The organism is Cuneatibacter sp. NSJ-177 (assembly GCF_022867805.1).
Taxonomy (GTDB): Bacteria; Bacillota; Clostridia; order Lachnospirales; family Lachnospiraceae; genus Pseudolachnospira.
This window is the reverse complement of the sequence record NZ_JALIFO010000004.1, coordinates 83,832-109,548: the sequence shown is the minus strand read 5'-3', so window position 1 is coordinate 109,548 and position 25,717 is coordinate 83,832. Positions and strand designations below refer to the sequence as shown.

Annotated in this window: 23 protein-coding genes, 3 tRNA genes and 1 pseudogene; 20 read left to right on the top strand and 7 right to left on the bottom strand. The window is 53.7% G+C overall.

What is annotated here, in order from left to right:
- Positions 1-27 precede the first annotated feature (27 nt).
- From MUB23_RS07895 to MUB23_RS07855, 9 genes are all read left to right on the top strand, one after another.
- Positions 28-100 (top strand) — tRNA-Asn (locus tag MUB23_RS07895).
- Between the two features lie 319 nt (positions 101-419).
- Positions 420-821, top strand: a complete 402-nt coding sequence (locus MUB23_RS07890; protein WP_244799841.1) for an RrF2 family transcriptional regulator — start codon at positions 420-422, stop codon at positions 819-821.
- Positions 822-892: 71 nt separating this feature from the next.
- Positions 893-2,776, top strand: a complete 1,884-nt coding sequence (gene cooS / locus MUB23_RS07885; protein ID WP_244799840.1) for an anaerobic carbon-monoxide dehydrogenase catalytic subunit — start codon at positions 893-895, stop codon at positions 2,774-2,776.
- Between the two features lie 12 nt (positions 2,777-2,788).
- On the top strand, positions 2,789-3,241 hold the full coding sequence (locus tag MUB23_RS07880; RefSeq protein ID WP_244799839.1) for a 4Fe-4S dicluster domain-containing protein: 453 nt from the start codon (positions 2,789-2,791) through the stop codon (positions 3,239-3,241).
- Positions 3,238-4,458, top strand: a complete 1,221-nt coding sequence (locus MUB23_RS07875) for an NAD(P)/FAD-dependent oxidoreductase (RefSeq protein WP_244799838.1) — start codon at positions 3,238-3,240, stop codon at positions 4,456-4,458. Before MUB23_RS07880 ends, MUB23_RS07875 begins: the two co-directional genes overlap by 4 nt.
- A gap of 300 nt (positions 4,459-4,758) precedes the next feature.
- Positions 4,759-4,830 (top strand) — tRNA-Glu (locus MUB23_RS07870).
- A gap of 104 nt (positions 4,831-4,934) precedes the next feature.
- A tRNA-Cys gene (locus tag MUB23_RS07865) sits at positions 4,935-5,005 on the top strand.
- Between the two features lie 95 nt (positions 5,006-5,100).
- On the top strand, positions 5,101-6,012 hold the full coding sequence (locus tag MUB23_RS07860) for a LysR family transcriptional regulator (RefSeq protein ID WP_244799837.1): 912 nt from the start codon (positions 5,101-5,103) through the stop codon (positions 6,010-6,012).
- A 196-nt stretch (positions 6,013-6,208) separates the two neighbouring features.
- Positions 6,209-7,171 (top strand): NAD(P)H-dependent flavin oxidoreductase, encoded by a 963-nt coding sequence (locus tag MUB23_RS07855; protein ID WP_244799836.1) that lies wholly within the window; start codon positions 6,209-6,211, stop codon positions 7,169-7,171.
- 98 nt (positions 7,172-7,269) lie between these two features.
- On the opposite strand, the gene MUB23_RS07850 is transcribed toward MUB23_RS07855, so the two are convergent.
- Positions 7,270-7,602, bottom strand: a complete 333-nt coding sequence (locus tag MUB23_RS07850; protein WP_244799835.1) for a CGGC domain-containing protein — start codon at positions 7,600-7,602, stop codon at positions 7,270-7,272.
- A gap of 122 nt (positions 7,603-7,724) precedes the next feature.
- The gene (locus MUB23_RS07845) at positions 7,725-8,564 is read right to left on the bottom strand and encodes a helix-turn-helix transcriptional regulator (RefSeq protein ID WP_244799834.1); all 840 of its coding nucleotides are present in this window, start codon (positions 8,562-8,564) and stop codon (positions 7,725-7,727) included.
- A gap of 388 nt (positions 8,565-8,952) precedes the next feature.
- Here MUB23_RS07845 and MUB23_RS07840 point away from each other — a divergent pair, with 388 nt between their 5' ends.
- The 4 genes from MUB23_RS07840 to MUB23_RS07825 all read left to right on the top strand — a co-directional run bounded on the left by MUB23_RS07840 (position 8,953) and on the right by MUB23_RS07825 (position 13,320).
- Positions 8,953-10,137 (top strand): mandelate racemase/muconate lactonizing enzyme family protein, encoded by a 1,185-nt coding sequence (locus MUB23_RS07840; RefSeq protein WP_244799833.1) that lies wholly within the window; start codon positions 8,953-8,955, stop codon positions 10,135-10,137.
- Between the two features lie 22 nt (positions 10,138-10,159).
- The gene (locus tag MUB23_RS07835; protein WP_244799832.1) at positions 10,160-11,311 is read left to right on the top strand and encodes a TRAP transporter substrate-binding protein; all 1,152 of its coding nucleotides are present in this window, start codon (positions 10,160-10,162) and stop codon (positions 11,309-11,311) included.
- Positions 11,312-11,443: 132 nt separating this feature from the next.
- The gene (locus MUB23_RS07830) at positions 11,444-12,031 is read left to right on the top strand and encodes a TRAP transporter small permease (protein WP_244799831.1); all 588 of its coding nucleotides are present in this window, start codon (positions 11,444-11,446) and stop codon (positions 12,029-12,031) included.
- A complete protein-coding gene (locus MUB23_RS07825; RefSeq protein WP_244799830.1) occupies positions 12,031-13,320 on the top strand; it encodes a TRAP transporter large permease in 1,290 nt (429 codons plus the stop codon). Before MUB23_RS07830 ends, MUB23_RS07825 begins: the two co-directional genes overlap by 1 nt.
- A gap of 94 nt (positions 13,321-13,414) precedes the next feature.
- Here MUB23_RS07825 and MUB23_RS07820 read toward each other — a convergent pair whose 3' ends face one another.
- The 3 genes and pseudogenes from MUB23_RS07820 to MUB23_RS07810 form a co-directional block, all read right to left on the bottom strand.
- Complete coding sequence (locus MUB23_RS07820; RefSeq protein WP_244799829.1) at positions 13,415-14,158, bottom strand: ABC transporter permease; 744 nt, start codon at positions 14,156-14,158, stop codon at positions 13,415-13,417.
- A pseudogene (locus MUB23_RS19985) lies at positions 14,155-14,872 on the bottom strand (ABC transporter ATP-binding protein). Before MUB23_RS19985 ends, MUB23_RS07820 begins: the two are co-directional and overlap by 4 nt.
- Positions 14,873-14,943: 71 nt before the next feature.
- A complete protein-coding gene (locus MUB23_RS07810; RefSeq protein WP_244799828.1) occupies positions 14,944-15,687 on the bottom strand; it encodes a MerR family transcriptional regulator in 744 nt (247 codons plus the stop codon).
- A 231-nt stretch (positions 15,688-15,918) separates the two neighbouring features.
- Between MUB23_RS07810 and MUB23_RS07805 the strand changes: the two genes are divergently transcribed.
- The 3 genes from MUB23_RS07805 (at position 15,919) to MUB23_RS07795 (ending at position 19,013) form a co-directional block, all read left to right on the top strand.
- Complete coding sequence (locus MUB23_RS07805; RefSeq protein WP_244799827.1) at positions 15,919-16,803, top strand: helix-turn-helix domain-containing protein; 885 nt, start codon at positions 15,919-15,921, stop codon at positions 16,801-16,803.
- Positions 16,804-16,920: 117 nt separating this feature from the next.
- Complete coding sequence (locus MUB23_RS07800; protein WP_244799826.1) at positions 16,921-17,703, top strand: IclR family transcriptional regulator; 783 nt, start codon at positions 16,921-16,923, stop codon at positions 17,701-17,703.
- Positions 17,704-17,741: 38 nt separating this feature from the next.
- Complete coding sequence (locus tag MUB23_RS07795) at positions 17,742-19,013, top strand: alkyl/aryl-sulfatase (protein ID WP_244799825.1); 1,272 nt, start codon at positions 17,742-17,744, stop codon at positions 19,011-19,013.
- Positions 19,014-19,089: 76 nt separating this feature from the next.
- Here the strand turns inward: MUB23_RS07795 and MUB23_RS07790 are convergent, their stop codons facing one another.
- Positions 19,090-20,049 carry a nitronate monooxygenase gene (locus MUB23_RS07790; RefSeq protein WP_244799824.1) on the bottom strand — a complete coding sequence of 320 codons (960 nt, stop codon included), beginning with the start codon at positions 20,047-20,049 and terminating at the stop codon, positions 19,090-19,092.
- Between the two features lie 202 nt (positions 20,050-20,251).
- Here MUB23_RS07790 and MUB23_RS07785 point away from each other — a divergent pair, with 202 nt between their 5' ends.
- Positions 20,252-21,154, top strand: a complete 903-nt coding sequence (locus MUB23_RS07785) for a LysR family transcriptional regulator (protein ID WP_244799823.1) — start codon at positions 20,252-20,254, stop codon at positions 21,152-21,154.
- 8 nt (positions 21,155-21,162) lie between these two features.
- On the opposite strand, the gene MUB23_RS07780 is transcribed toward MUB23_RS07785, so the two are convergent.
- Positions 21,163-22,008 carry an AraC family transcriptional regulator gene (locus MUB23_RS07780; protein ID WP_244799822.1) on the bottom strand — a complete coding sequence of 282 codons (846 nt, stop codon included), beginning with the start codon at positions 22,006-22,008 and terminating at the stop codon, positions 21,163-21,165.
- A gap of 343 nt (positions 22,009-22,351) precedes the next feature.
- Between MUB23_RS07780 and MUB23_RS07775 the strand changes: the two genes are divergently transcribed.
- From MUB23_RS07775 to dctP, 3 genes are all read left to right on the top strand, one after another.
- Positions 22,352-24,007: an acyl CoA:acetate/3-ketoacid CoA transferase gene (locus tag MUB23_RS07775; protein WP_244799821.1), complete on the top strand. Its 1,656-nt coding sequence runs from the start codon at positions 22,352-22,354 to the stop codon at positions 24,005-24,007.
- Positions 23,985-24,455: a MaoC family dehydratase gene (locus MUB23_RS07770; RefSeq protein ID WP_244799820.1), complete on the top strand. Its 471-nt coding sequence runs from the start codon at positions 23,985-23,987 to the stop codon at positions 24,453-24,455. Before MUB23_RS07775 ends, MUB23_RS07770 begins: the two co-directional genes overlap by 23 nt.
- A gap of 130 nt (positions 24,456-24,585) precedes the next feature.
- Positions 24,586-25,683, top strand: a complete 1,098-nt coding sequence (dctP, locus tag MUB23_RS07765) for a TRAP transporter substrate-binding protein DctP (protein WP_244799819.1) — start codon at positions 24,586-24,588, stop codon at positions 25,681-25,683.
- Positions 25,684-25,717: the final 34 nt, after the last annotated feature.

Below are 25,717 nucleotides of genomic sequence, written 5' to 3'. Positions count from 1 at the left end.
CCGTTTCTTTGTATCTTAATAGAGTATTCCTCCTTAGCTCAGTCGGTAGAGCATGCGGCTGTTAACCGCAGTGTCGTTGGTTCGAGTCCAACAGGGGGAGCTGGAAAGCCTGCAGATAGAAATGTTTGCAGGCTTTTTTGTTTCTCTAAAGTTATATCTGTCCGCAGGCTTGACTTGGACGCCGTTTATTTAAGCGAATCATCAGTATGACGGTAGCCGGATTACAATAAATGAAATGCAAAAAACAAATAAGTTTTGAACTAACGAATCCGCAATTCGAAAAGGATAAAAGTCTTCATTTCTGAGTTAAACAGAGAAAATCATGGAAAAACAAGGAAAAGACAAAAGTTTGATAAGCATCTTTAACTTGACCTTTTTGGTATAGTATGTTAAAGTTTAATCAAATAAGGAGACTGTCTATGTTATTTACCAGGGAATGCGACTATGCGGTGCGGATGATCCGGGCTCTGGCATCCGGGGAGATCATCAGCATCCACTCAATCTGTGAAAGAGAAAAGATAACAACAGCCATTGCCTATAAGATCGCAAGAAAGCTGGAAAAGGCCGGTTTGATTCGAAGTTACCGGGGAAATACTGGCGGTTACGCTCTGACCTGTGACTTAAACCGGCTGTCGCTTTTGGATGTGTTTTCCGCCATTGATCCCAACCTTCTGCTGACCGACTGCATGCAGAGCGGGTACGAGTGCCCGCGGAACCGACCGGGCGATCCCTGTCAGGTTCATGGGGAGTTGTGCCGGATTCAGGCGCAGCTCACTCAAAGCCTGAGGGAAAAGTCTATCGCGCAGATTTTACAGAAATGAGATTTTGGTAGTATTTATTTTTACCCTTAAACTAGACTAAATAAGTTAAGTATTGAAGGAGGACATATGCTATGAGCCAATGTTATGGATGCAGCACCTGCAAGAGTGCAGACAAACCGTTGGAGGACTTTATCCGGTCCCTTCCGATGGAGACATCCCATCACCGGGTGGAGACCCAGCGCACGAAATGCGGTTTTGGGCTGCAGGGAGTCTGCTGCCGCCTGTGCGCCAACGGCCCTTGCCGGATTACCCCCAGCTCTCCCAGAGGGATCTGCGGGGCCAATGCGGATACGATCGTAGTCCGGAATTTCCTGCGCGCCGTGGCATCCGGCAGCGGCTGCTACATCCATATCGTGGAGAATACCGCCCGCAATCTGAGGGATACCGCAAAAGCGAGGGGAGAACTGAAAGGCCTGGCCTCTCTGAATCATCTGGCGGAAATCTTCGGGATTGAGGAGACCGACGACTATAAGAAGGCGGAACGGGTGGCTGAGGCGGTACTGGCGGACCTCTACAAGCCGGAGTATGAGAAGGCAGAGCTGGTGGAAAAAGTTGCCTACGCTCCCCGCGTAAAGCGCTGGAAGGAGCTGGGAATCTTGCCCGGAGGGGCCAAGTCCGAAGTCTTTCACGGCGTGGTGAAATGTTCCACCAACCTGAATTCCGATCCGGTGGATATGCTGGTGGACTGCTTGAAGCTGGGAATCTCCACGGGCGTGTACGGCCTGACCTTGACGAACCTTTTAAATGACGTACTACTGGGACAGCCGGAGCTGCGCATGGCGCCGGTGGGGCTCCGGGTGATTGATCCGGATTACATCAATATCATGATCACCGGACATCAACATACGATTTTTGTGGATTTACAGGAGAAACTGGTTTCCCCTGCAGCCGTGGAAAAGGCAAAGGCGGCTGGAGCCAAAGGCTTTAAGCTGGTGGGATGTACCTGCGTCGGCCAAGATCTCCAGCTGAGAGGCGCGCATTACACCGAGGTGTTTGACGGGCACGCCGGAAATAACTATACCAGCGAAGCAATCCTGGCCACCGGGGCGATCGATGCGGTCCTGTCGGAATTTAACTGTACGCTGCCCGGTATTGAGCCGATCTGCGACCAACTGAAAATCAAGCAGATCTGCCTGGATGATGTGGCGAAGAAGGCGAACGCGGAGTTAATGCCCTTTGAATTCCAGCAGAGAGAGCAGCAAAGCGAAGCTCTCATCGATAAGATCATCGAAGCCTACAAGGAACGGCGGGGAAGTGTTCCCATGAATTTGATGAAGGATCACGGGAACGATCACTCCCTTACCGGGGTCAGTGAAGGTTCGCTGAAAGCATTTCTGGGCGACACCTGGAAACCGCTGATCGACCTGATTGTGTCCGGGGATATCAAAGGAATTGCCGGTGTTGTGGGATGCTCGAATCTGACAGCCGGAGGACATGATGTTCTCACCGTGGAGTTGACCAAAGAATTGATTGCCAGGGATATCCTGGTCCTGACGGCCGGCTGCTCTTCGGGAGGAATTGAAAACTGCGGCCTGATGACGCCGGAAGCCGCAGAGCTTGCCGGACCGAAACTCCGCGCAGTCTGTCGGAAACTGGGGATCCCCCCTGTTTTGAACTTTGGTCCCTGCCTGGCCATCGGACGTCTGGAAATCGTAGCCACGGAGATCGCCGCGGAGCTGGGCGTGGATCTCCCTCAGCTTCCTCTGGTGCTTTCCGCTGCTCAATGGCTGGAGGAACAGGCGTTGGCTGACGGTTGCTTTGGTCTAGCCCTGGGCCTGCCGCTGCACTTGGGTCTGCCTCCGTTTGTGACCGGAAGCCCCGTGGCGGTGAAAGTATTGACTGAGGATATGAAAGCGCTGACCGGAGGGCAGGTAATCATCAATCCTGACGCCAAGGAATCCGCGGATATTTTGGAGAAAATCATATTGGAAAAGCGAAGCGGGCTGCAAATTTAGGAGGTGGCTGGTATGAAACGAATCCTCATAGACGCCGCCAAGTGTGACGGCTGTATGAATTGTACGGTGGCCTGTATGCAGGCCCACCGGGAAGGGCCGGGGACTGTGTACGATTTGGATTTAACGGATATTCGTAATGAATCCCGCAACCATATCGTAGGGTGTGCGGACGGCAGCTACAAGCCGATCTTCTGCCGTCACTGCGACCAGCCGGAATGCGTCATGTCCTGTATGAGCGGAGCCCTGCAAAAAGATCCGGTCACTGGCCATGTGAAGTACGACGAAAAGCGCTGCGGGTCCTGCTTCATGTGCGTGATGAATTGCCCCTACGGTGTTTTAAAAGCAGATACCGCCACCAGAACCAAAGTGATTAAGTGTGATTTCTGCGAGGGGCTGGCGGACGGGCCGAGCTGTGTCAGCGCGTGTCCGAAAAAAGCAATTTTTGTGGAGGAGGTGGAGGTATGAGACATATCATTATAGGCGCCGGCGCAGCCGGGATACAGGCGGCCCAGACCATCCGCTCTCTCCGGCCGGATGCTTCCGTTCTTGTGATTGCTTCCGACGAGTACGTGCACTCCCGCTGTATGCTGCACCGGTATCTAAGCCATGAACGGGATGAGGCCGGTCTTTCCTTTGTGCCGGAACACTTCTTTGAAGACCAGAAAATCGAACAGCTCTTGGGCGTCACCGTCTCTGGGATCGACACCGGAGAACGGCGGGTGATTTTGGCGGATGGGCGTGCTTTCCCCTACGACCGCCTTCTGATTGCCACGGGGGCAAATAGCTTCATTCCGCCGGTGGGGCAATTCCGGGAGGCAAACAACGTCTTTGGCCTGCGCCACCTGAAGGATGCCCAGGAGATCCGCGCCCTCGCGGACCCGGCGGAAAAGATACTGATCGTGGGCTCCGGCCTGGTTGGTATGGATGCGGCGTATGCCTTTTTGGAGCAGGGCAAGGAGATTACCGTAGTGGAGATGGTGGACCGGATTCTTCCTCTTCAGCTGGATGAGACGGCGGGCGAGGCTTATCGGAAGCTGTTCGAGGCCGCCGGATGCCGGTTCCTGCTTGGGAAGAAGGCGACGGAAACCGTGATGAATTCTTCCGGCGCGGTTGAGACGGTGATTTTGGATGACGGGACTCGGATCGACTGTGATCTTGTGCTGGTTGCCGCCGGCGTTCGTCCTGCGATCGAGTGTGTCAAAGACAGCGGCATCCGGGCGGAGCGTTTTATCGAAGTGGATGATTATTTAAAAACCAGCTGCGAGGATGTCTATGCGGCCGGAGACGTGACGGGAATCGCCGGAATCTGGCCCAATGCCAAGAAGCAGGGAGAAACGGCGGCCCGCAACATGTGCGGGCAGGCGGTGAAATATGAAGACCGCTATGGGATGAAGAATACCATGAGTTTCTATGGCCTGACCACCCTCTCTTTGGGGCGCGGCGCGGTCCAGGAAGGAGACCAGGTGATCCGCTGCCAGGACTCGAAGGGTTACCGGAGAGCGATCCTGCGCGGCGGCAAGCTGGACAGTATCCTGATCCAAGGAGCCATCGACTACAGCGGCGTTTATCAATATGTCATCAAAAATCAAATAGACCTGTCGGGGATTCAAACCGATATTTTCCATCTCTCCTTTGCCGATTTTTATGGAGTCGGCGAGAGAGGACAGTATCTGTATTCTTGATTTTGGGCGGTGGGACGGAAACCGGGAACCTGCCGTGGCCCTGCGGAAGGAAATGCCAGGCTCCGCAGGGCCTATTCATATTTTTCAAGATCATGCGCATACTAAAAACAAAGGGCAGGACGAAGCCAGGAAAACAACTGCGGCCCGCGGGAAAGGAATTTCGCTCCGCAGATCCTGAAAACCGGCGAGCAGGCCGATGAAACTGGATTTACCGTAATATTTATCACAAAAAGCCCTTGCATTTCTCTGGAAAATATGATATTCTATTCAAGGTCAGTTCCGAGCTAGGGATGACATCTCGGCTCCGTGGTCAAGCGGTTAAGACATCGCCCTTTCACGGCGGTAACACGGGTTCGATTCCCGTCGGAGTCACTTGTGCTAACGCCGAAAGGTACGGCATATAATAGAAAGTGCCAGGATTGCAGAGCAGTCGTGGAGCACGGCAATAGAAATGAGCTGCCGGGCAAATTAAATATGGCGACTTAGCCAAGCGGTAAGGCAAAGGTCTGCAACACCTCTATCGCCGGTTCGATTCCGGCAGTCGCCTCTTTGGAAACCTTGGATGGAACCTTCCAAGGTTTTTTTGTCAGTTTTAGCGGAATGGCGTGTGCCTCTTTTCTGATTTTATCCGGAGGAAACAGGATGAACCTAAATCATTTGCACGATTTTCAAGTGCTTGCCGAGATCCGCCACTATACCCAGGCGGCCCGGAAGCTTTCCATCACCCAACCGGCTCTGACCAACGCCATCAACGCTCTGGAAGAGGAGCTGGGAGCTCCGCTTTTTATCCATGAGGGGAGAAAGGTGGAGCTGAGCCCCTGCGGCGAAGTATTTCTTCCCCATGTGAATCAGATTTTCAGCGAACTAAAGCTGGGGATTTCCCGTGTGGAGAATCTAAAAAAGCAGCAGGAAAACACGATCCGGCTGAGTTATATTGATTTGCTGGAGATGGATTTTATTCCTGCGCTGGCCAGGAGTTTTTCGGAAGCGGAGGGAGAGCGGGCGCCCCACTTTGAGATGCGTCATGCGACGACCGGAGAAGCGCTGCGGCTTCTCCGCCAGGACGCACTGGACTTTGCCTTCTGCCTGAACATAAGAGAAGAGCCGGACCTCGCGTTCCTGCCGGTGCAGGAGCGGGATTTTGTTCTGCTGGCTCCGGAAGGCCACCCGCTGCTTGAAAAAGAAACGGTTACGTTAAAGGATCTGGAGCCGTATCCGTTTATCCACTACAGCAGGGACAGCGGTATGCGGAGCCTGACGGAGGGAATTTTGCAGGGGAGAGGCGTTTTGCCTGAGAAGGTCAGCGAGGCGTACAATGAGATGGACATTATTGGTCTGGTTTCCTACGGAAAAGGTATTTCCCTGGTCCCGGAGATGCCGGTGCTGCAATATTTTGCTGTGGGCGCCCGAAAGATCGAAGATTTGGAGGAGAGATGTTCTGTCTGCCTGGCATTCCGGGCGGACCGGGAACTTGCCGGGACCCGAAAACGCTTTTTAGATTTTTGCCGGGAAGCCTGCGGCGGTGAACGTGGGAAAGACAAAGAATTATTGTGATAAGTTCCGCTTATCAAAAGGAAAAAAATAGAAATTAGACGGCGCCTGCTCGGTATGGTATGGTAGAAGCAGGAAGCCGTCTGATTTTGATTTGAGGGCAGGGCGCGGGTGAGGGCAGGGCGTGGGGATCTTCCGGCGACCGAAAGACCAGCGGCCTCCTCCGAATTTGAAAACGGCCGTATAAGGGGGTATGAAAATGAAAACAAGAGTAACGGAAATCCTGGAGATTACCTATCCCATTTTGCAGGGGGCCATGGCCTGGATCTCAGACTGCCATCTGGCGGCCGCGGTGTCCAATGCCGGGGGCGCGGGAATCATTGCCACTGGCGGGCAGACGGAAAACTGGATCCGGGAACAGATCCGCGAGGCCAAGCGCCTGACCAACCGGCCGTTCGGCGTGAATCTGGGCCTGGCGATCCCGGCTGATGACTTGAACGCCATGATCCGGGCGATCTGCGAGGAGAAGCCTGCGTTTGTGACCGTGGGGGCGGGGAACCCGGTTCCCTTTATCGAGACCTTTCACGCCAGCAAAATAAAAGTGGTGGGGATCATTCCGAATACGAGACTTGCGAAAAAAGTGGAAGCGGCCGGGATCGATCTGATTGTTGTCGAGGGTACGGAGGCCGGAGGCCGGATTGGGAAACTGACCACCATGGCGCTTTTGGAGAATGTGCTTCCGGAGGTGAAGCTGCCGGTTTTAGCCGCAGGCGGGATCGTGGACGGGCGCGGCATGGCAGCCGCCATGATTATGGGGGCTGAAGGGATCCAGATGGGGACCCGTTTTTTGGCCAGCAAGGAGTGCATCGTTCATCCTCAATATAAGGATGAGATTCTAAAGGCCGGGGATGAACAGTCGGTATCCATCGGACTCTCCCGGAATAAAGGGCTGCGCGGGTTAAAGAGCCCGTTCACGGAGCGCTACACCCAGATGGAAAACAGCGGAGTCAGCACCGAGGAGCTGAGCCTTCTGGTAGCCGGTATTTCTGAGAAAGTGGCGAAAGAGGGACTGGGAGCGGATGGCATGAACGGGATGGTGCAGTGCGGACAGGCCGTCGGGCCGGTCAAGGAAATCCTCAGCGTAAAAGAGATTATCGAGCGCACGGCAGAGGAAGCGGAACAGCTGCTGAAGAACGCTTACCGGCTGGCGGCGGAATCTTAGGGCGCACGGAAAAGGCGGGTTTTTCTCACTAATATAAGGGGCTGGCACAAGATTAAATTTGTGTCAACCCCTTTTTACCGATTTCGCCGCCAGGCGTTCTAATGAGTATAATCCAAGAGCCGGATCCCGTCTCCCAGATCGTTCTGAATCAGTTCTTTCATCTTTTTCGCAAAGGGACAGGGATACCCAATGGGCGTACCCTTCTGGATACAGGATGCAAACGCGATGGTATCCGCACCCCGCTCGACCAGTTTTCTGGCCCGCAGCACCGACTTCTTGGCCGGGCAGCCGCCGCAGTTGGCAAAGCCGACGATCTCAATCTCTTCTTCGACCCCTTCAAAAACGCCCTTCTTCTCCCGAACCATCCGAAAATCCGTGGTTCCCGGACAATAGTCCTCCGTCTGCATACAGCGAATCATTCCAACTTTCATGACAGGATCCTTTCTCTATGATTACTCTAAAATATCTATTTTTTCAGATTTCCTTCCGGCACGCCATAAGATAAGACCTATTCTCTGTATCCGATCTTTCGGGCGAGAAAAGAATCGATCTCTTACAGCTCCGGCGGTATGTTCTTGTGAAGCATTCGGTAGTCATTGGGCGAGTAGCCGATCCGCTTGATAAAAAGCTTGGTAAAGTGGGCCGGGTTGTTGTAACCGACGGTGTATGCGATCTCGGCAATGGAGAGATCCGTGTTGATCAGCAGCGCCTTTGATTTGCTGAAGCGCACGTCGATCAGATAATTGATCGGGGAAATCTGGAACTCTTTTTGCAGCAAATGGCTGATGTGTCCGGCGCTCATGTAAAAATGCTGGGACAGAGTTTCCAGGGAAATGTCCTCCGCATAGTGGTTATAAATATAGGAAAGAATATCACAGGCCAGAGGATTTTCCCTTGCCTTCCAGTGAGGCGCGGTATCTTTATAATTTTTCCGGAGAAGCACCAGGAGCGGGGCCAGAATCATGCGGCCAAGTTCGGTGTCCGGCTTTGGTTCCCGGTACATCCGCCAAAGCTCCATCATGGTGCTGCTCAGATAAGGCGTATGGGTCCCTTCTTTGATCAGTGGATAGGAAGTGGGATAAATAATGTTATTCGGCGCGGATTTGTCTTTCCAGTGGACGTCCGACACCACCAGTACCAGAGTTTTCATCGGATTGTGAAGGCTGGATGCGCCCGCATGGATGAAGCCGCTTTCAATGACCAGGATGTCCCCCTTCTCAACGGAAAAATGTTGATGATTGACCATATAGATTCCATTTCCGGAAGCGACATAAACCAGTTCGGTGACGTTCTTGTGCAGATGAAAGGTATAAGCCTGATCGGTCAGGTTATAGTCCAAGTGCATCCGCTCAATCGTGGGAAGGCAGCCGTCAAAGTAATCTTGAAAAAACATAGAGACTCCTTTCTGCAACGGATCAAAAAGGGCGCGGAAACAGGATGGAAACATCCTCATCTTAACATAATTCAGCACAAATCGCAAGATAGTTCATATCGAAACAAAAAGAGTGGCGGCTTTGCGGCTGAAAAACGTGTTTTTTTTCCTTTCACAGATGTAAAGATAATTTATGGAACAAGTAAAAATAGAGGATGGAAAATTAAGCCCGCCTAATTTATAATTTTGCTTGTACAAATTAAAGGTCGGACGGCCATTCACATAGAACAGACCTGGAATAGGTTTTTTGTAGGAAAACAATGACAGAGACAGGTCTGTCTATCGGGAAACGGCAGAATCGGATCCGAAGAAATAAAAATTATCAGAAAAATGTATGAGGAAATGAAACATGAAAATTACGAAAATCGAAGTCTTAAAGGTGAAAACGGTCCGGCCCACCTGGAGGCCAGTGTACTGCCGGATTTACACCGATGAAGGGATCTATGGTGACGGCGAGGCGGCGCTGGCCTACGGGAGGGCAGCGGACGCAGGCTTTGCAGCAGTAAAGGAATTTGCCGGTCTGGTCATCGGGATGGATCCTTTAAAAAATGAGGTGATCTGGGACAAGCTATATAAGACCACGTTCTGGGGGCAGAACGGCGGCCCGGTGATCTTTGCCGCGATCGGAGCCATCGACATGGCGCTTTGGGATATCAAAGGTAAGTTCTTTAACGCCCCGATCCATCAGCTTTTGGGAGGCGCCCGCAGAGACAAACTTCGTTCTTATGCCAGCCAGCTCCAAAATGGCTGGGAGAATAACCGGGAAGATTACGTATTCCAGTACGCGCCGGAAGATTTTGCCGATGCGGCGAAGAAGGCGGTTGCGGAAGGATATGACGCGGTAAAATTTGACTTTTTTGAGAAGAAGCCGGATCACGGCGCTTTTGACACGGAGGACCGCAGATGTTTTGTACTTCCCAAAGACCTGCATACGATCGAAGAGCGTTTGGCTGCTGTCCGGGAAGCGGTCGGACCGGATGTGGATATCATTGCGGAAGCCCATTCCCGGATGGACGCCCCCGGAGCCATTCGATATGCAAAGATTTTGGAAAAATACGACGTCATGTTTTTCGAAGAGCCGGACACTCCGACCCCATATATGACGAAATATATCGCCGATAAAGTAAACATTCCGCTGGCCAGCGGGGAACGGGTTTATGGCAGGTGGCAGTTCGTCCCGTATTTTGAGGACCGGTCCTTGCAGGTGATCCAGCCGGATCTTGGGAACTGCGGCGGGTTCACGGAGGTGAAGAAGATCTGCGATATGGCCCACGCCTACGACGTGGCGGTTCAGGCTCATATCTGCGCGAGCCCGCTGTCTACCACCGCGGCGATCCACCTGGAGGCGGTTCTCCCCAATTTCGTGATTCACGAGCATCATATTGTCAATCGGATTACATATAACATGGGGCTTACCACAGTGGATGAGCAGCCTGTAGACGGCTATCTGGCGGTCCCGAACGCCCCCGGTTTGGGAAATGAAATCAGCGAGCAGGCATACAAACAGGCAGAGGCATTTGCTGTTGTAGAATAAGGAAAGCATAGGAGGGAGAAACATGAAAAAAATATTATCTATGGCACTGGCATTGACGATGTTGGCGACCGTATGCACCGGTTGTCTGGGAGGCGGATCCGAAGCGACGACTGCGGCGGCCGGGACGACGGCAGCTGCGGGCGGTGCCACGGCGGCTGCGGAGACCACGGCGGCCGGAGAGACCACGGCGGCTCAGGACGAGACCAAGCCCCTGGCGGACGGCGCGGTCGGCCTGAAACTTTCTACCACCATGAAACAGTTGGAGCTGACAACGGTTCCCAACGGCATGGGCGTTCAGGCGATGGACGACGGTCTGCGCGAGAAGAGCAGCGGCAGCTTGTATCTGGACATGTATCTGGACGGCGTGCTGGGCAGCAGCGCAGATGAGCTGATCGGCGGCGCTCAAAACGGAGCTTTCGACATGATCGCATTATCTTTTGGCAGTTGGGGGGACTATACGGACGCATTCGCTCCGCTCTCGATTCCGTACCTGTTTACCAGCTCCGAGCAGCTCTATCAGTTTATCGACGGGGAGATCGGAGACGAGATCAAGCAGAAAGTGGAAACGGATACCGGCATGGTTGTTCTGGCGTTCCTGGACGTTGGCTTCCGCAACGTGACCAACAACCGCAGCCCCATCAAAACCCCGGATGATATGAAGGGGCTGAAAATCCGTACGTTAAACGACAGATATCAGATCGCCGCCATGGAAGCGCTTGGCGCTTCGACGCAGCAGACCAGCTTCTCCGAGCTGTACAGCGCGCTGCAGCAGGGCCTGGTGGACGCACAGGAAAACCCGATCATCAACACCTACACCTCCAAATTTTATGAGGTGCAGAAGTACATGACGCTGACCAGACATAACTACACCTTTACGATCCTTGCGATTTCCCGGACGGCCTTGGACCGCCTGACTCCGGAACAGCAGCAGATGGTCATCGACATGGGCAAGGTTGCTCAGGATACCTGCCGGTCTCAGCTGGCCGCCAAGGAAGGCGAGATCTTAAAGGAGCTGAGTCAGAAGATGGAGATCTATGATCCCACCGTCGAAGAGCTGGAGAAATTCCAGGAAGTGGCGAAAACCTCTTGGGGCCAGATCGAACAAGATATGGGCAGCGAAAACTTTAACCGCTATGTGAATGCGGCTAATGAGATTGCGGAGTCTCTGAAATAGAGCAGAGACAAAACATAACGACAACGGAGCCGGTGGATGGGGGATTGAAACCACCGGCTCATCTTCTCAAAACTATGTTTTTCTTATGGAATTTAACAGAATTGTCTATTCAGAGAAAGATGAGGGTAACCGATGAAAGGAAAATTCAATGGCAAGAAGTTTCTGAATGAATTTGAAATTTATCTGGGAACGATTGTTTTCCTTGTCCTGACCGCACTTTTGACCATCCAGGTGATTTCCCGTTATGTGTTCAACAGTGCGATTACCTGGGCGGAGGAACTGGCTGTTATCATGTTTGTCTGGCTGATTTACCTTGGGGTAGCCGGCGCGGTCACCAACCGGAAGCATTTGAAAATCGATGCTCTGATCAATGCGGTCCCATTTCGGGTGAAACGAGTTCTTTTGATCCTGGATAATGTGATCACATTCGGGTTTTGCGCTTTTGTCATTTTCCCGTTCAGCCAGCTGATTGTCAACCTGGCGAACAGCGGGACAAAGACTTCCCTGCTGCGTCTGCCGAAAGCAGCGATTTACAGTATCGTACCTTTTTGTCTGGCGCTGACCTGTATCCGGCTGATTCAGGATACCGTCAAGCTGACGAAAGAAAATGAGAAAGAACTTGGCAGTTCAAAACCTACGATTGATATCGAGGCCCTGGAGGCAAAGGCCGAAGAGCTGAGACGCCAGCAGGAACTGGAGAGAAAGGAGAGTGGCAAATAATGGGAGTAGCCGTACTGTTTATCGTGATGGCCGTGACGCTGGCAATCGGAGTTCCAATCGGCGTCAGCCTGGCCCTTTCTATGTATGCTCTGCTGTTGGTGGAACCGGTGACCACCAGCGCGTTTATTGCCCAGTCCATGTATTCCGGCGTGGCGTCCTTTACCATGTTGGCCCTGCCGTTCTTTGTGCTGGCAGGCGGGATCATGGATACCGGAGGCATTTCCAAGCGGATCGTTTCCGTGGCCAATGCCATGATCGGAAATGTGACCGGCGGCCTTGGGATCGTCACCATTGTGGCCTGCATGTTCTTCGGTGCCATTTCCGGTTCCGCTCCGGCCACCGTGGCTGCCATCGGCGCAATCATGATTCCGAGTATGATCATCAACGGCTATGATAAGGCCTATGCCACCGGCCTGGTGGCCGTGGCGGGAAGTCTGGGCGTGGTCGTGCCGCCGAGCTATCCGATGGTGATCTACGGCGTGACCAACAATGTCTCGATCAGCGCTCTGTTCATGGCCGGCATCGGCCCGGCTTTGGTGGTTGGCGGCGTACTGATGATTTTCAACTATTTTTACGCGAAAAAACATGGGCTCAAGGGTTCCGGAGAAAAATTCCACGTCAAGAGACTTCTCAAAGCGATCTGGCAGGCCAAGGCGGCTTTGCTGATGCCCGTGATCATCCTCGGCGGAATTTACAGCGGAGTATTTACGGCGACCGAGGCCGCGGTGGTATCCGTGGTGTACGGTATCTTTGTGGGATTGTTTGTCTATAAGGAAATCTCTCTGAGAAAAGTGATCGGCCTGTTTAAGGACAATGTTGCGTTTATCGGCGGCATGATGTTCACCTTTGCGCCTGCGGCCGCTTTGGGGAGCGTGTTCTCTTACCTGGGCGTCCAGAAAGCGATCAGCAGCTTTTTCCTGGGAATTTCGACGAACCCGTACATTGTTCTGCTTTTTGTCTTTATTATCCTGGCGATTGCCGGTATGTTTATTCAGACCACGCCCTGTACGATCATTCTTTCCCCGATTCTGCTTGCAATCGTCCAGTCGGTGGGAATCAATCCGGTCCATTTCGGTGTGATCATGACGTTGGCGCTCTGCATTGCTTTTGTGACGCCGCCCGTCGCGTCGAACTTGTTCGTGGCCATGACCATGACGGGGCTCAGTATGAACAAATTGGTGAAGATCGCCTGGCCATTGATCGTGGCGCTCTTTATCTGTCTGTTTATCTGCGGATATATCCCGCAGATCAGCCTGGGTCTCCTGGATCTTTTTGGGGTTCCGTATTAAAGAAGAACAAAAAATGGAAGGAATACGATTATCTGATTCGTATTCCTTCCATTTTTTGTTGCTCACCCGCTTTTTTGGGAAATGCCAAAAGAGATTATTCCCACCGGAAAAATTTCAGTGCAATCCCGGTGCAGACGAGGGTTAAGGCGCACATGGCCAGGAGGGGAAGCAGGACGCCGCTGATCGGAAGGCCGAGGGACGCGGCTTTCAGCAGCTTGATCCCCTGGGTCAAAGGAAGCAGATCCGCGGCTTTTTGCAGGGCGGCGGGCATGACCTCATAGGGCAGAGTCGCACCGGAGAAGATCAGCATGGGGAAATAGAGGAGGCTCGCGATCACGCTTGCCGTCTTTAAGTTCGGGGCGACGCCTCCCACCATCACCCCGATGCTGAACATGGAGATCAGTACCAGCAGATAGCCGCACAAAAAAAGGGCGGGAGAACCGTGGATCTGCAGCCCGAAAAAGAGTTTTCCCGTCAGCAGGAGAAGCAGCAGGGAGCAGACGGCATACAAGGTGTAAATGACAACCTGGACCAGCAGGATCAAAGCAGGGCTGGCCGGCGTCACCTGGAACCGTTTAAGTATTTTGCGGCTCCGGTAATCCGACACCACGAGCGGCAGCCCCATGACCCCGCCGGCGCAGATGGAGATGGAAGCGAGCGCGCCGAAGGACTGTTCCAAAAACGTGTATCCCGCGCCTTCAAAAGCTGGTTCGCCGCCGTAGATCATGCCCAGGATCGCTAGGACTGCGAGGGGCATGCAGATCGCAAAAAGAACCATGTCCATTCCCCGAAGGGAAAGTTTCAGCTCGGTTTTCAGCATGATTAAAAAAGTTTTCATTTTTCCTCCTCCGTAAACCAAAGATAAGCATCCTCGAATGTTTCAAAGGGGCTTGCCGCAACTGCCTCCGCCGTGGTCCCGGTGAATACGGCGCGCCCGTGTTTTAAGATGCAAATGCGGTCGCAGAGCGCCTCCACCTCGTCCATAAAGTGTGAGGTCAGAAGGACGGTCAGCCCTTCGGCCTTTAACGCGGAGAGCATTTTCCACACATCCCTCCGCGCCCGCGCATCCAGACCTGTCGTCAGCTCATCCAGAAAGACCACCTCCGGCCTGGGAATCAGAGCCAGCACGATAAACAGCCGCTGCTGCTCTCCGCCGGACAGGTCCGCAACCAGGTTTTTTTCTTTTCCCTCCAGCCCGAATTCAGCCAGAAGACGGTGAAAATCATCCGGGCCCTGGTAGAGGGAAGCGGTGACCTCGCAGAGCTCCCGGACTGTGATTTTTTCCTGGCAGGCGGTTTCCTGGAATTGGACGGCCTACCCGCTGAAACAGTTTCTTTCGTTCCGAACGGGGATCTTTTCCCAGGATGCGCACGGTTCCGCCATCCGGCCGCCTGGTTCCGAGCATACACTCGATCGCCGTACTTTTTCCCGCGCCGTTGGCCCCCAGCAGCCCGAAGACCGAACCGCGTCCCACCGACAGGGTCAGGGACTTTAAGGCGGAGAGGCTGCCGTATGATTTTGAAAGTTCCTTGACTTGTATTGCTTGCTCCATCATTTTGACCTCCTGTGTTTGTTGTACCAAAAGAATACCACCAGCGAAAAGACTGGTGGTAAAGTGGAGGCTTAGCCGAATTGAATTTTCATACCGGCGAGCATTTCCAGCATGAGGAGGGCGTTTTGTTCCGCCTCCTGGAGTGACAAGATCAGTTTGTCACAAGCGGAAATGATGTCGCTGTCGGCCCTCGGCGTATTGAGCGCCGTCTCTATGTTTGTATTGGGATCGGCGGAGAGTTCCCGGAGCAGCCGGAGAATCGCTTCGAGGGAATAATTGGCGCACCGGAGCGCCCGGATGATTTTCAGGCGCTGGACATCCTCGCCGGAATAGACGCGGTAGCCGTTTTCTTTCCGCCTGACGGTCAAAAGGCCGTTCATCTCCCAGTTGCGGAGGGAGTCCATGGAGATTCCCAGACAATCGGAGACTTCTTTTCGGGTCTGCAACGGGGCGAAAGCCGCCGCCCCACCGTCCAGAAGACGTCTGACAATCTCAATGGCCTCCTCCGCGTTCCGGCGCTCCTGCCGCACTTGGTTCAAATATTCCAGGGTCAGCTCCTGGGCCCGTCCGAAGTTCCCTTGAGCGGATACCTGGACCATCTCCACGATTTTTTTCCGCAGGCCGTTTTGCAGGACTTCCACCTGAAAAGCCAGGCGGGCCAGACGGAATTGGGCGATGTGGGCGTCGGTAAAGACGCGGTATCGGTTCTTCTCCCGCGCAGGTTCGGGAATCAGTTTTAATTTTTCGTACAGCCGAACGGTATTGGGGTGTATTCCAATGATTTTCGCAACCTCTGCGGTCCGGTAAGTCTGCATACGGCACCTCCTGTTCCCTTTTATTTTACCCCTCAGAATAAGTCTGGTGTTATAATGGAGAGTACAGTTTAACAAAAAGAACGGAAAAATGCAAATCAGCGCACCGCCGGTCAGAGGATGTTTTTTTCGGTTCGCTCGATCCTGACCTTTGGGACTTATAATTACAGCAAAAAACGTCGAGAATATTTTTAACCGTAAGAGTAAGATAGAAACTGTCAGGAGGGAACGAACATGACGGAGAAGGTAAAGGCGGTTCAGCGGATGCAGGACTATATTGAACAGCATCTGTGCGAGGAGATCACACTGGCGCAGCTGGCGGAGGTGTCCCTTTATTCACCCTGGTATTCCTACCGGCTGTTCCAGCAGTATACGGATTTGACGCCGGCCGATTATATTCGGCGGCTCCGGCTGTCCAAGTCCGCGCTGCGGTTGCGGGATGAAGCCTGCCGGATCCTGGATGTGGCCCTGGATATGGGGTTCGGGAGCGTGGACGGGTATCAGCGGGCGTTTTACCGCGAGTTCGGCTGCAATCCAAAAGAGTTTGCCACAAAGCCAATCCCCCTTCCCCTGTTCGTCCCTTACGGCGTCATATACCGAGAACTCAGAAAGGAGCCAGAAGAAATGGAAACAGTAAGAAATGTGTTTATCCAGACTGTTGAGAAGCCGGGGAGGAAAGTCATCCTGAAACGGGGCGTCAGCGCCGCCGACTATTTTCAGTACTGCGAGGAGGTTGGCTGTGATGTCTGGGGAGTGCTCACCAGCATGAAATCCATCGGCGGGGAGCCGGTGTGCCTGTGGCTGCCGGAAGCCTACCGCGCCCCTGGAACATCCGAGTACGTGCAGGGCGTAGAGGTGCCCGCAGACTATGACGGCGTGGTTCCGGAAGGGTTCGAGGCAGTGGAGTTCCCGGCTGCCCGGTACCTGATGTTCCAGGGACAGCCTTTTGAGGAAGAGGACTACTGCCAGGCCATCACAGAGGTACAGCAGGCGATCGAAAACTACAGTCCGGCGTCTCTCGGACTTGTGTGGGACGAGGCCAATCCCCGGATTCAGCTGGAGCCGGTCGGAACAAGAGGCTATATTGAGCTTTGCCCGGTGCGCCCGAAAGACGCGTAACGGTTGCTGCCGGTCAGCTTCCTTTCCAAGCAGTTGACAAAAAATGGGTTCGCGCTTAGAATGAGACTAACGCAAAGGATCATATCGAACACAAAAGAAAGGCTGTTGACTACCAGTATGGAAAAAATCGGAGAAGGCGACGAGGAAGTCCGGGACCGTTCCACTGTCCGGAGCATTGAGAAGGCGCTGAAAATTCTGCGCCTCTTTTCTTACCGGGAGGGCGAACTGTCCCACTCGGAGATTTCAAAGCGGATGGGATGGACCACCTCCACCACGTCAAGACTTCTGAACACCTTGGTGGAGAACCAATTTTTGATGAAGGATGCGGAAAACGGAAAATACCGGCTGGGCAGCGCGGTTCTCTACCTGGGCCGGGTGGCGGCTGCCAATGCGGACCTGAGGCGGATCAGTTATCCAATCTTGCTGAAACTCAGCGACCAGACCGGCGAGACCGCCCATATTTATGTGCGCGCGGGAATCTATCGAACCTGCTATGAGCAGGTGGAAAGCGAGCAGGCCGTGCGCCAGGTGTCGGCGGTGGGATCAAAGGAGCCGGTTTGGACGGGAGGCACCGGGACGGTTCTCCTGGCTTTTTTGGACGCCGGGGAGCAGGAACCGGTGCTGGCGCAGATCCAAAGAGAGCACCCGGAGGTCAACCAGGCCGCCCTGCGGGAGAGGCTTTTGGGGGCCAGGAGCCGCGGGTATGTTGAGCGGCACGGAATGGATGAGAATCAGGTTGGCTCGGTAGCCGCCCCGATCTGGAATGCCGAAGGGAAAGTGGAAGCCTGCCTGGCCGTATCCATGCCCAGCTTCCGTTTTCCGGAAGATCCAAAAGCGATTCGGGATGCGGTTCTGGAAGGGGCCCTTGAAATTTCCAGACAGTTGGGATACATGGGGTGACAAAGCGGGCCGGAAACTGGGGATAGGAGGAGAATAGGATGCTGGCACAAGACGGAGCTCAGAGCCTGCGGGACTTTACAACTAAGAATGATAGGGAAACCGTCTCCCAAGTGACGGAAGGCGTTTGGTATGTGCTGGGGCTCGGCCATAGCAACGCCGTTTTTGTGGAGGGGGATTCCAGTGTGATCTTAATTGATACGTTGGATACGCTGGAGCGGGGAAAACGGCTGCTGGAGATCATTCAGGAAAAAACAAGGAAAGAAGTAAAGACCATTCTCTACACCCATGGCCACCCGGATCACCGGGGCGGCGCCGGGGCTTTCCGGGAAAGCGCGCCGGAGATCCTTGCTTTTGAGCCGAAAAATGCTCCGCTGGAAAGAACAGAGCTCCTGCAAGGAATTCAGAATCAGCGCGGAGGGCGGCAGTTCGGCTATTCCCTCACCGACGAAGAAGCCATCTCCCAGGGAATTGGACCGCGCGAGGGTGTTGTCTATGGGGAACACCGCGCGTTTGTGCCTCCGACGGCGGTGTATTCGGAAGAGAAAGTCAATCGGAAAATCGACGGGGTGGAGCTGGAGATGGTCCGGCTTCCCGGAGAAGCCGAAGAGCAGATGATGATCTGGTTCCCGCAAAAAGAAGTGCTCTGCTGCGGCGACAATTATTTTGGCTGTTTTCCGAACTTATATGCGATTCGCGGGGGACAGTACCGCGACATTGCCACGTGGATCCACAGCTTGGATGTGATTTTATCCTACCCGGCCAGATATCTTCTGCCAGGCCACACGGCGGCTATCACGGGGAGGGGAAAAATCCAGGAAGTGCTGGGGAACTTCCGAAATGCCATGGACTTTGTCTTGACGAAGACTTTGGAAGGAATGAACGCGGGCAAGAGCGCAGAGCAGCTGGCTTCCGAAATCCGGCTGCCGGAGAAATACGCCGGACTCCCTTACCTGGCGGAGCATTACGGCTGCGTGGAATGGACCGTGCGGGAGATCTATTCCGCTTATTTGGGATGGTTTGACGGGAATCCAACCAATCTTCATCCGCTTCCTCCCGAACAGCGGTCGAAAAAAATGCTGGATTTGATGGGCGGAAATGGGAACGTTTTGGCCGCGGCCCAGACCGCGCTTCAGAACAAAGAATATCAATGGTGCCTGGAGCTCTGCGATTTGCTGCTGTTGTCCGATGGGGGTCAACCGGCGCGGCAAATCAAAGCAAATGCACTGGAAAAAATAGCGGAATATGAAACGAGCGCCAACGGACGGCACTATTATCTGGAATGCGCGAAAGAATTAAGAAACAGCCGGTGATCAAGGCCTTCTCTGATCTGCCGGAAGATCCCCCTCTTTGCGGAGGCTGAATCAGGGAGATCTTCCGGCGGTTTCTTTATTCCGTCACGAACCGGGGGGCTCTTTTCAAAAGAGTTTCCGCCTCCTCCATCACTTCTCGTATGATCTCCGCCGCCGGCTGGATTTTCTTTAACGGCTCCAGGCTTTCCCCTACCTGGACAATCCCGTTCTTTCCGTCTTCCCCGGTCCCCAGATCCGCCACGCGTTTGCTGCATCCATTGACGTATTGGCCCAGCGTTTCCGTGGGGACGCCGCTTACTTCCATGGATAGATATTCTTCGGCAAAGGGATTTTTAAGCCCACGCAGGCCTTTTCCGCGGGACCAGCCGATGGTGACGGAATCCGTGTCGGAGGCGGCCACAATGGCCTGAGCGTTGGAGGGGTGGCTCCCACATTCCGAAGCTAGAAGGAAACGGGATCCCATCTGAACGCCGTCGGCGCCCATGATCAAAGCGGCGGCCAGACCGCGTCCGTCCACGATTCCTCCGGCGGCGGCCACCGGCAGGGAGACTTCCGGGAGGATATTGGTCATCAGCGCCATGGTAGTCAGATTGCCGATGCGCCCGCCGGATTCCATGCCTTCGATCACCAGCATGTCGGCCCCGCAGGCCTCCATGCGCTTCGCCAGTTTTGTGTTGGGAACGATGCAGATGGTTTTGATGCCTGCTTCCCGGAAGCGGGGAAGAAAGGGGCGGGGATCCCCGGCCCCCAGGGTCACAAAGTCAATGCCTTCTGCAAGGATCGCTTCCACCAGCTTGTCACGGAGCGGCGTGGTCTGAAGGGAAAGATTGATTCCAAAAGGCTTATCCGTCAGCGTTTTGGTTTTGCGGATTTCCCGGCGCACCCACTCTTCGTCGCGGCCGCCTGCGCCAAGCACACCGGCGCCTCCGGCGTTGGAGACGGCTGCGGTCAGTCCGGCGGTGGTGATCCAGGCCATCGCGCCCATCAAAATCGGATATTGAATTCCTAAAAGTTCTGTCATTTTCGTCTTAATCATCGGAACATCCTTTCTTTGCTGCTCAACCATTTACCGGGCGGCGCGTCCGGAGGAGTCACATTTTTTATGGAATTAAAGGTAGCTTATCATAGCTTTTCTTTTTAGTCTAATCGATAAAATTTGGATTTTGATAGGAAATGACTATGAATGATCTTGCCATCCGGGAAAAGGACGGATATACTGGAGAAAAGGAGGGAGAGAGATGACGCTGCAGCAATTGCGGTATTTTTGTGCGATCGCCCGGCATGCCAGTTACCGAAAAGCATCCGAGGAACTGTTTGTCTCCCAGCCGACCTTGAGCGCGGCGATTTCCGCTCTGGAAAAAGAGCTGGGTTTTCTTTTGTTTGAACGGACGGGGCGGCAGATCGGCCTGACCAAGTACGGGGAGCAGTATTTTCATGAGGTGTCACCGGTGCTGGAGCAGTTGGAACGAGTGACGGACCGGGCGCGGCAGATGGCCAGCGCGGCGGAAGGGCATTTGGATCTGGCCTATAACCCTCCGCTCTCCAAAGGGTTTATTCCCGCCGTGGTGCGGATGTTTTTAGACCAGCCGGAGAATCGGTCTGTGACGGTCCATTTTCATCAAAACTCTTCCCGGCGGATTGTGGAGGGCATTCAGTCCGGCTGTTTCGACGTGGGGTTTTGCAGTTGGATTCCCGGCGCGGCCCGTGTGAATCTGTCCCCGGTTCTCACCCAGGAGATGGTGGGCGTCGTGCCGCCGGGACACCCGTTGGCCGGGAAGACGGAAGTCACGCTTCCGGAGCTGGGCCGGTTTCCGGTGGTGGCTTACTCCCCCCATTCCGGCCTCCGGAGAATCGTGGATGAGTTTTGGGAGACGGCTGGAGTCGCCCCCTGTATCCGGGCGGAAGCGGAGGACGAGGACGCGATTGCCGCCTTGGTGGCTTCCGGCTTTGGAGTCGGGCTGGTGGCAAAGATGCGGGCACTCCGTTTTCTCCCGGTCCGGCAGATGAAAATCAAGGGGATCTCTTGCTCCCGGACGTTGTACCTTGCTTCCTCCGCCGAGCGTTACCTGACGCCTGCCGCGCAGCGGTTTCTTACTTTTATCCGGGAGCTTGCCGGTACAAGGCGGCTCCCGGATATCTGAACATCGTTTTATACGATCCGGTGCATCTCGCGGAATTTTTCCGGGGAGACACCGGATCGTTTTGTGAAAAGCTTGCTGAAATGGTAGCAATTCCCATAGCCGACCCGCTGAGCGATCTCGTGGACCGGCTGCTGCGTGTTGATCAGATACCATTTGGCCTCGCAGATTCTTCGATTGATCAGATAATTAATGGGAGAGATATGGAATTCCTTTTTAAATTCGCTGCTGATGTGACTGCTGCTGACAAAGAAGGCCTGAGAAAGGGAGGCCAGGGTCACATCCTGGTCATAATGACTGTTGATATAATGAAGGATGTCCTGGGACAGGGATTTTTTCGGCAGAGAAAAGGCGATCTGCGAGGTGGAAAAGATTTGCCGGAATATGTTCCAGAGAGCGCCGCCCAACATATTACAGATATCGGCGTTTTGGGCGATTCCGTGCTGGGCAATTTCCACCATTGCCTCCATCAGCTTTAAAATAAAAGTGTAATATTTTCCGGAAGACATCACCGGAGAGACATCCGGCCGGATTACCACGTCTTCATTTCCCGGCGCAAAAGGCGACTGACGGAACCGGCAGGTATAAAGGTAGACAGGGGCGTCGGATTCCACCATATGAAGAAATCCGGGACTGATTGCAAGGATATCCCCGGCCGTCACGGTAAATGACTGGTTATGGATGGTGACGGTGGTGGAGCCTTGTTTTACGAGATGCAATTCAACTTCATTATCGTGCATGTGCACGTTGGCCTTCCACGTGTGATTTTCCTGTGAACAAGTAATCCTGGTCACGATCGGAAGGAAATCTTTGGACACGGTTTGAATTCGTTCTTGCGTTTCCCGTCTGTAATCCATTTGTAGTCCTCTCTATCCGGGCCGTCTCGGTTCCGCCTTAAATTTGCTTTTCCTCAATGAAAGCCCAAAGATCCGGCGGCTAAAGCAGCCGTTCGATTGATAAGATAGTTTAAAAAAGTGTGTAAGATAATTGGATGAAAGGGGAGATTTTCACCCCTTATCTTATCATAAGCATGAAAAAACGTCAATTTCCGCTGGAATGGATACCAGAAGATAATTGGAAAGGGTTCAAAATATATTACATTTCTTCTTCGGAAAAATTCAATATAATGCAGATATACCGGTTGCGCAGCCGAACAGAATCAGATGGGAAAACATCTGAATGGTAAGGAGTTAAAATTTGATGGATGCACTGGTAAAAAAAGAGAGGAAGAAAAGACGGACCGTGTTCCGGGTGCCGGTTATGACACCGCGGGAAGCAGTGGAAATGATCCGGGATGGAGATACCGTTGCCTTCTGCGGCGCCGGAGGGGGAATTACGGAGGCTACGGAAGTGATCGAAGCTTTGGCGGAGCGGTACCGCACGACCGGGTTCCCGAAAGATCTGACTCTCTTTCATTCGACAGGATTGGGGGACCGGAAGGAGAGAGGGATGTCTCCTCTGGCCCAAAAGGGCTTGGTGAAAGCCGCAATCGGAGGTCATTGGGGACAATCCCCGCGCCTCGCCGACATGGCAGATAAAAACGAAATCGAGGCGTACAACTTCCCGATGGGAGTGATGAGCCAGATGATGCGGGCGGCGGCGGCCGGACAGCCGGCGGTGATCACCCATGTAGGGCTTGGCACGTTTTTAGATCCCAGACAGCAGGGCGGCAAGCTGAACGAAGTTACGAAGGAAGACTTAATCGAGCTCTATGAGCAGGATGGAAAAGAGTATTTGAAATACCGGACCATCTTTCCGGACGTAGCGATCATCCGGGGGACCACAGCCGACACGGAAGGGTATCTGTCCATGGAGGATGAGGTGGTGAATGTGGACAACCTGGCCACGGCCATGGCGGTGCACAATAACGGAGGAACCGTGATCTGCCAGGTGCAAAAGGTGGTCAAAGCCGGCAGCCTTCACCCGAAACGGGTTCATATTCCCGGATATCTGGTGGACGCCCTGGTGGTGGTTCCGGAACAAAAACAATTATACGGCGCGCCGGTCAACCGGTTTATCTCCGGGGATTATATCCAGGACTTTGAAGAAGAGTCCGGACGGATGCCTCTCAATGAGCGGAAAGTGATCGCCAGGAGGGCGCTGATGGAGGTAGAACCCGGCGATATCGGGAATGTAGGAGTGGGAATCTGCGACGGCATCGGCGTGGTGGCAAAGGAAGAGGGGGTGAATGAACAGTTTACCCTGACCGTTGAGACCGGAGCCGTAGGAGGCGTGACCGCCCAGGGAATCTTTTTCGGAGCCACCGTCAATATGAGAGCCCTGGTGGATATGCCTTACCAGTTCGATTTCTACGACGGCGGAGGGCTGGATATTTCGTTCCTCTCTTTTGCGGAGCTGGACCGCTTTGGCAATGTAAACGTACATAAATTTAACGGCAAGGCCATGGGAACCGGCGGTTTCGTCAATATTTGCCAGAATTCCAGGAAAGCGGTGTTTTGCGGCACGCTCCGGAGCGGCGGGCTCCGGACGAAGGTGGAGGACGGGAAGATTTCCATCGAGCAGGAGGGGCGTTACCGGAAGATGGTGGAACAGGTTCCAGAGATCACTTACAACGGCCGGGAGGCCGCCGAAAGAGGACAGGAAGCCGTCTATATCACGGAACGCGCTGTGTTCCGGCTGAGTCCGGAAGGCCTAGTGCTGACGGAGGTTGCGCCGGGACTGGATCTGGAGCGGGATATTTTTTCCCAGATGGATTTTCGTCCCCTTGTATCTCCCGACCTAAAGGAGATGGATGCGAGACTCTTCCGGGATGAGAACATGGGAATCCGAGAAGAATTTAAGGCAAAGACAAAGGATCGGAAAGGAGCGGATCATGAGCCAGGAAAAGAAATATAAGCTTCCCTTTGCAATCGGGGACAGCACGACATTTACCAAAACCATAGCGGAGTGCGATATCTATCAGTTCGCAGGAACCACCGGGGATTTCAGCCAGATGCACACCAATGAGGCGTTTATGAAGACGACGAAATATAAAACCCGGATGGCCCACGGCATGCTGACGTTTTCCATCGGCGTAACCGCGACGACTCTGATCCAGATCCAGGCCAAATCATCGATGCCCAGCGTATCTTATGGATTTGACAAAGTGCGCTTTATCCGGCCGGTCTTTCCGGGAGATACGGTGACGGCTGTCTATACGATTGTGGAGCTGGACGAAGAAAACCTGAAATCCTTTGGAAAGCTGGAGATCTTCAATCAGAATCAGGAGATCGTGGTAGCAGCCACCCACATTTTGAAGTTTTTCCCGCTGGAGGAAACCGGCGAACCGGATCAGGCGTGCTGATTTGTTTCCCAAAAGCGTGTACTTCTATAGAACAAAATGACCGTGCGTGTACTTGAAAAAATGTGATAGGACTTTTTTCTCCGGACCAATTCCGGAGTGGAAAGATAAACAACTTGAAGGAGGAAATCAAATGAAAAAGGCAATGAGTATCCTGTTATCGGCAGTGATGGTTTTGGGAATGGCATCCTGTGGAAGCGGCGGAGGAACGACGACGGCGGCGGAGACTACGGGGGCGGCCGGAACCACCGGCGCAGCCGCGGCAACGACGGCGCAGGCGGACACGACAAAGGCGGAGCCGTCCGGCGATGCGATTGTCTGCAAGCTGGCCTTAACCGTATCTGCGGATCATGCCTACGCGAAAGCCTATCAGAAAATGGCGGACCTGATTGAGGAGAAGACCGGAGGAGCTGTCAAATGCGAGATGTATTATGACGGACAGATGGGCACGGACCGCGAGGTGATCGAGTCCATGCAGATGGGAATGATGAGCGGCACCATGTGCTCCACCAATACCTTTTCGATCTTTGCGCCGGGGCTGGAAGTATTTGACCTGCCCGCCCTGTTCCCGACCAGAGAGATCGCCTATGCCATCCAGGACGGCGAGCTGGGGCAGGAAGTCATGGATCTGTTAAACGGAACCGGAGTGACCGGCTATGGCTTTATGGAAGGTGGCTACTATTACCTGACCAACAACAAGAATGAAATTACCACCATGGATCAGTTAAAGGGGCTGAAGGTCCGTTCCCAGGAAGCAACTGCCCAGAAGATGACTTGGGAATGCCTGGGGATGCTGCCAACGATCATGAGCTTCAGCGAACTGTTCACAGCGCTGCAGCAGGGCGTTATCGACTCTCAGTGCAACATTGCTCCCAACGTGATCAATTCCAAGGTCTATGAAGTTCAGAAATATGTGACGGATTTCCCGGTCATGTATATGACTTTGATTGTTGCTTTCAGTGATCAGTTTATGAATCAGCTGACCGATGAGCAGAAGCAGGCCGTGCAGGAAGCGGTGGACGAAGCGATCCTGTGGCACCGTGAAAACAATCAGAAACTTGTGGAAGAGGATCTGAAGACCATGGAGGCGAACGGAAACGTCATTTCCAAGCTGGCGGACGGAGAGCTGGACAAGATCCGTGAGGCTTGCGAGCCGGTGTATGAATATGCGCTGGAAGCCCACGGGGATATCGTGACCCGCCTGAATGATGCCGTAGAAGCCATGAAATAATTGCGGCGGCGGCCGCACGGTTCGGGAGATGATT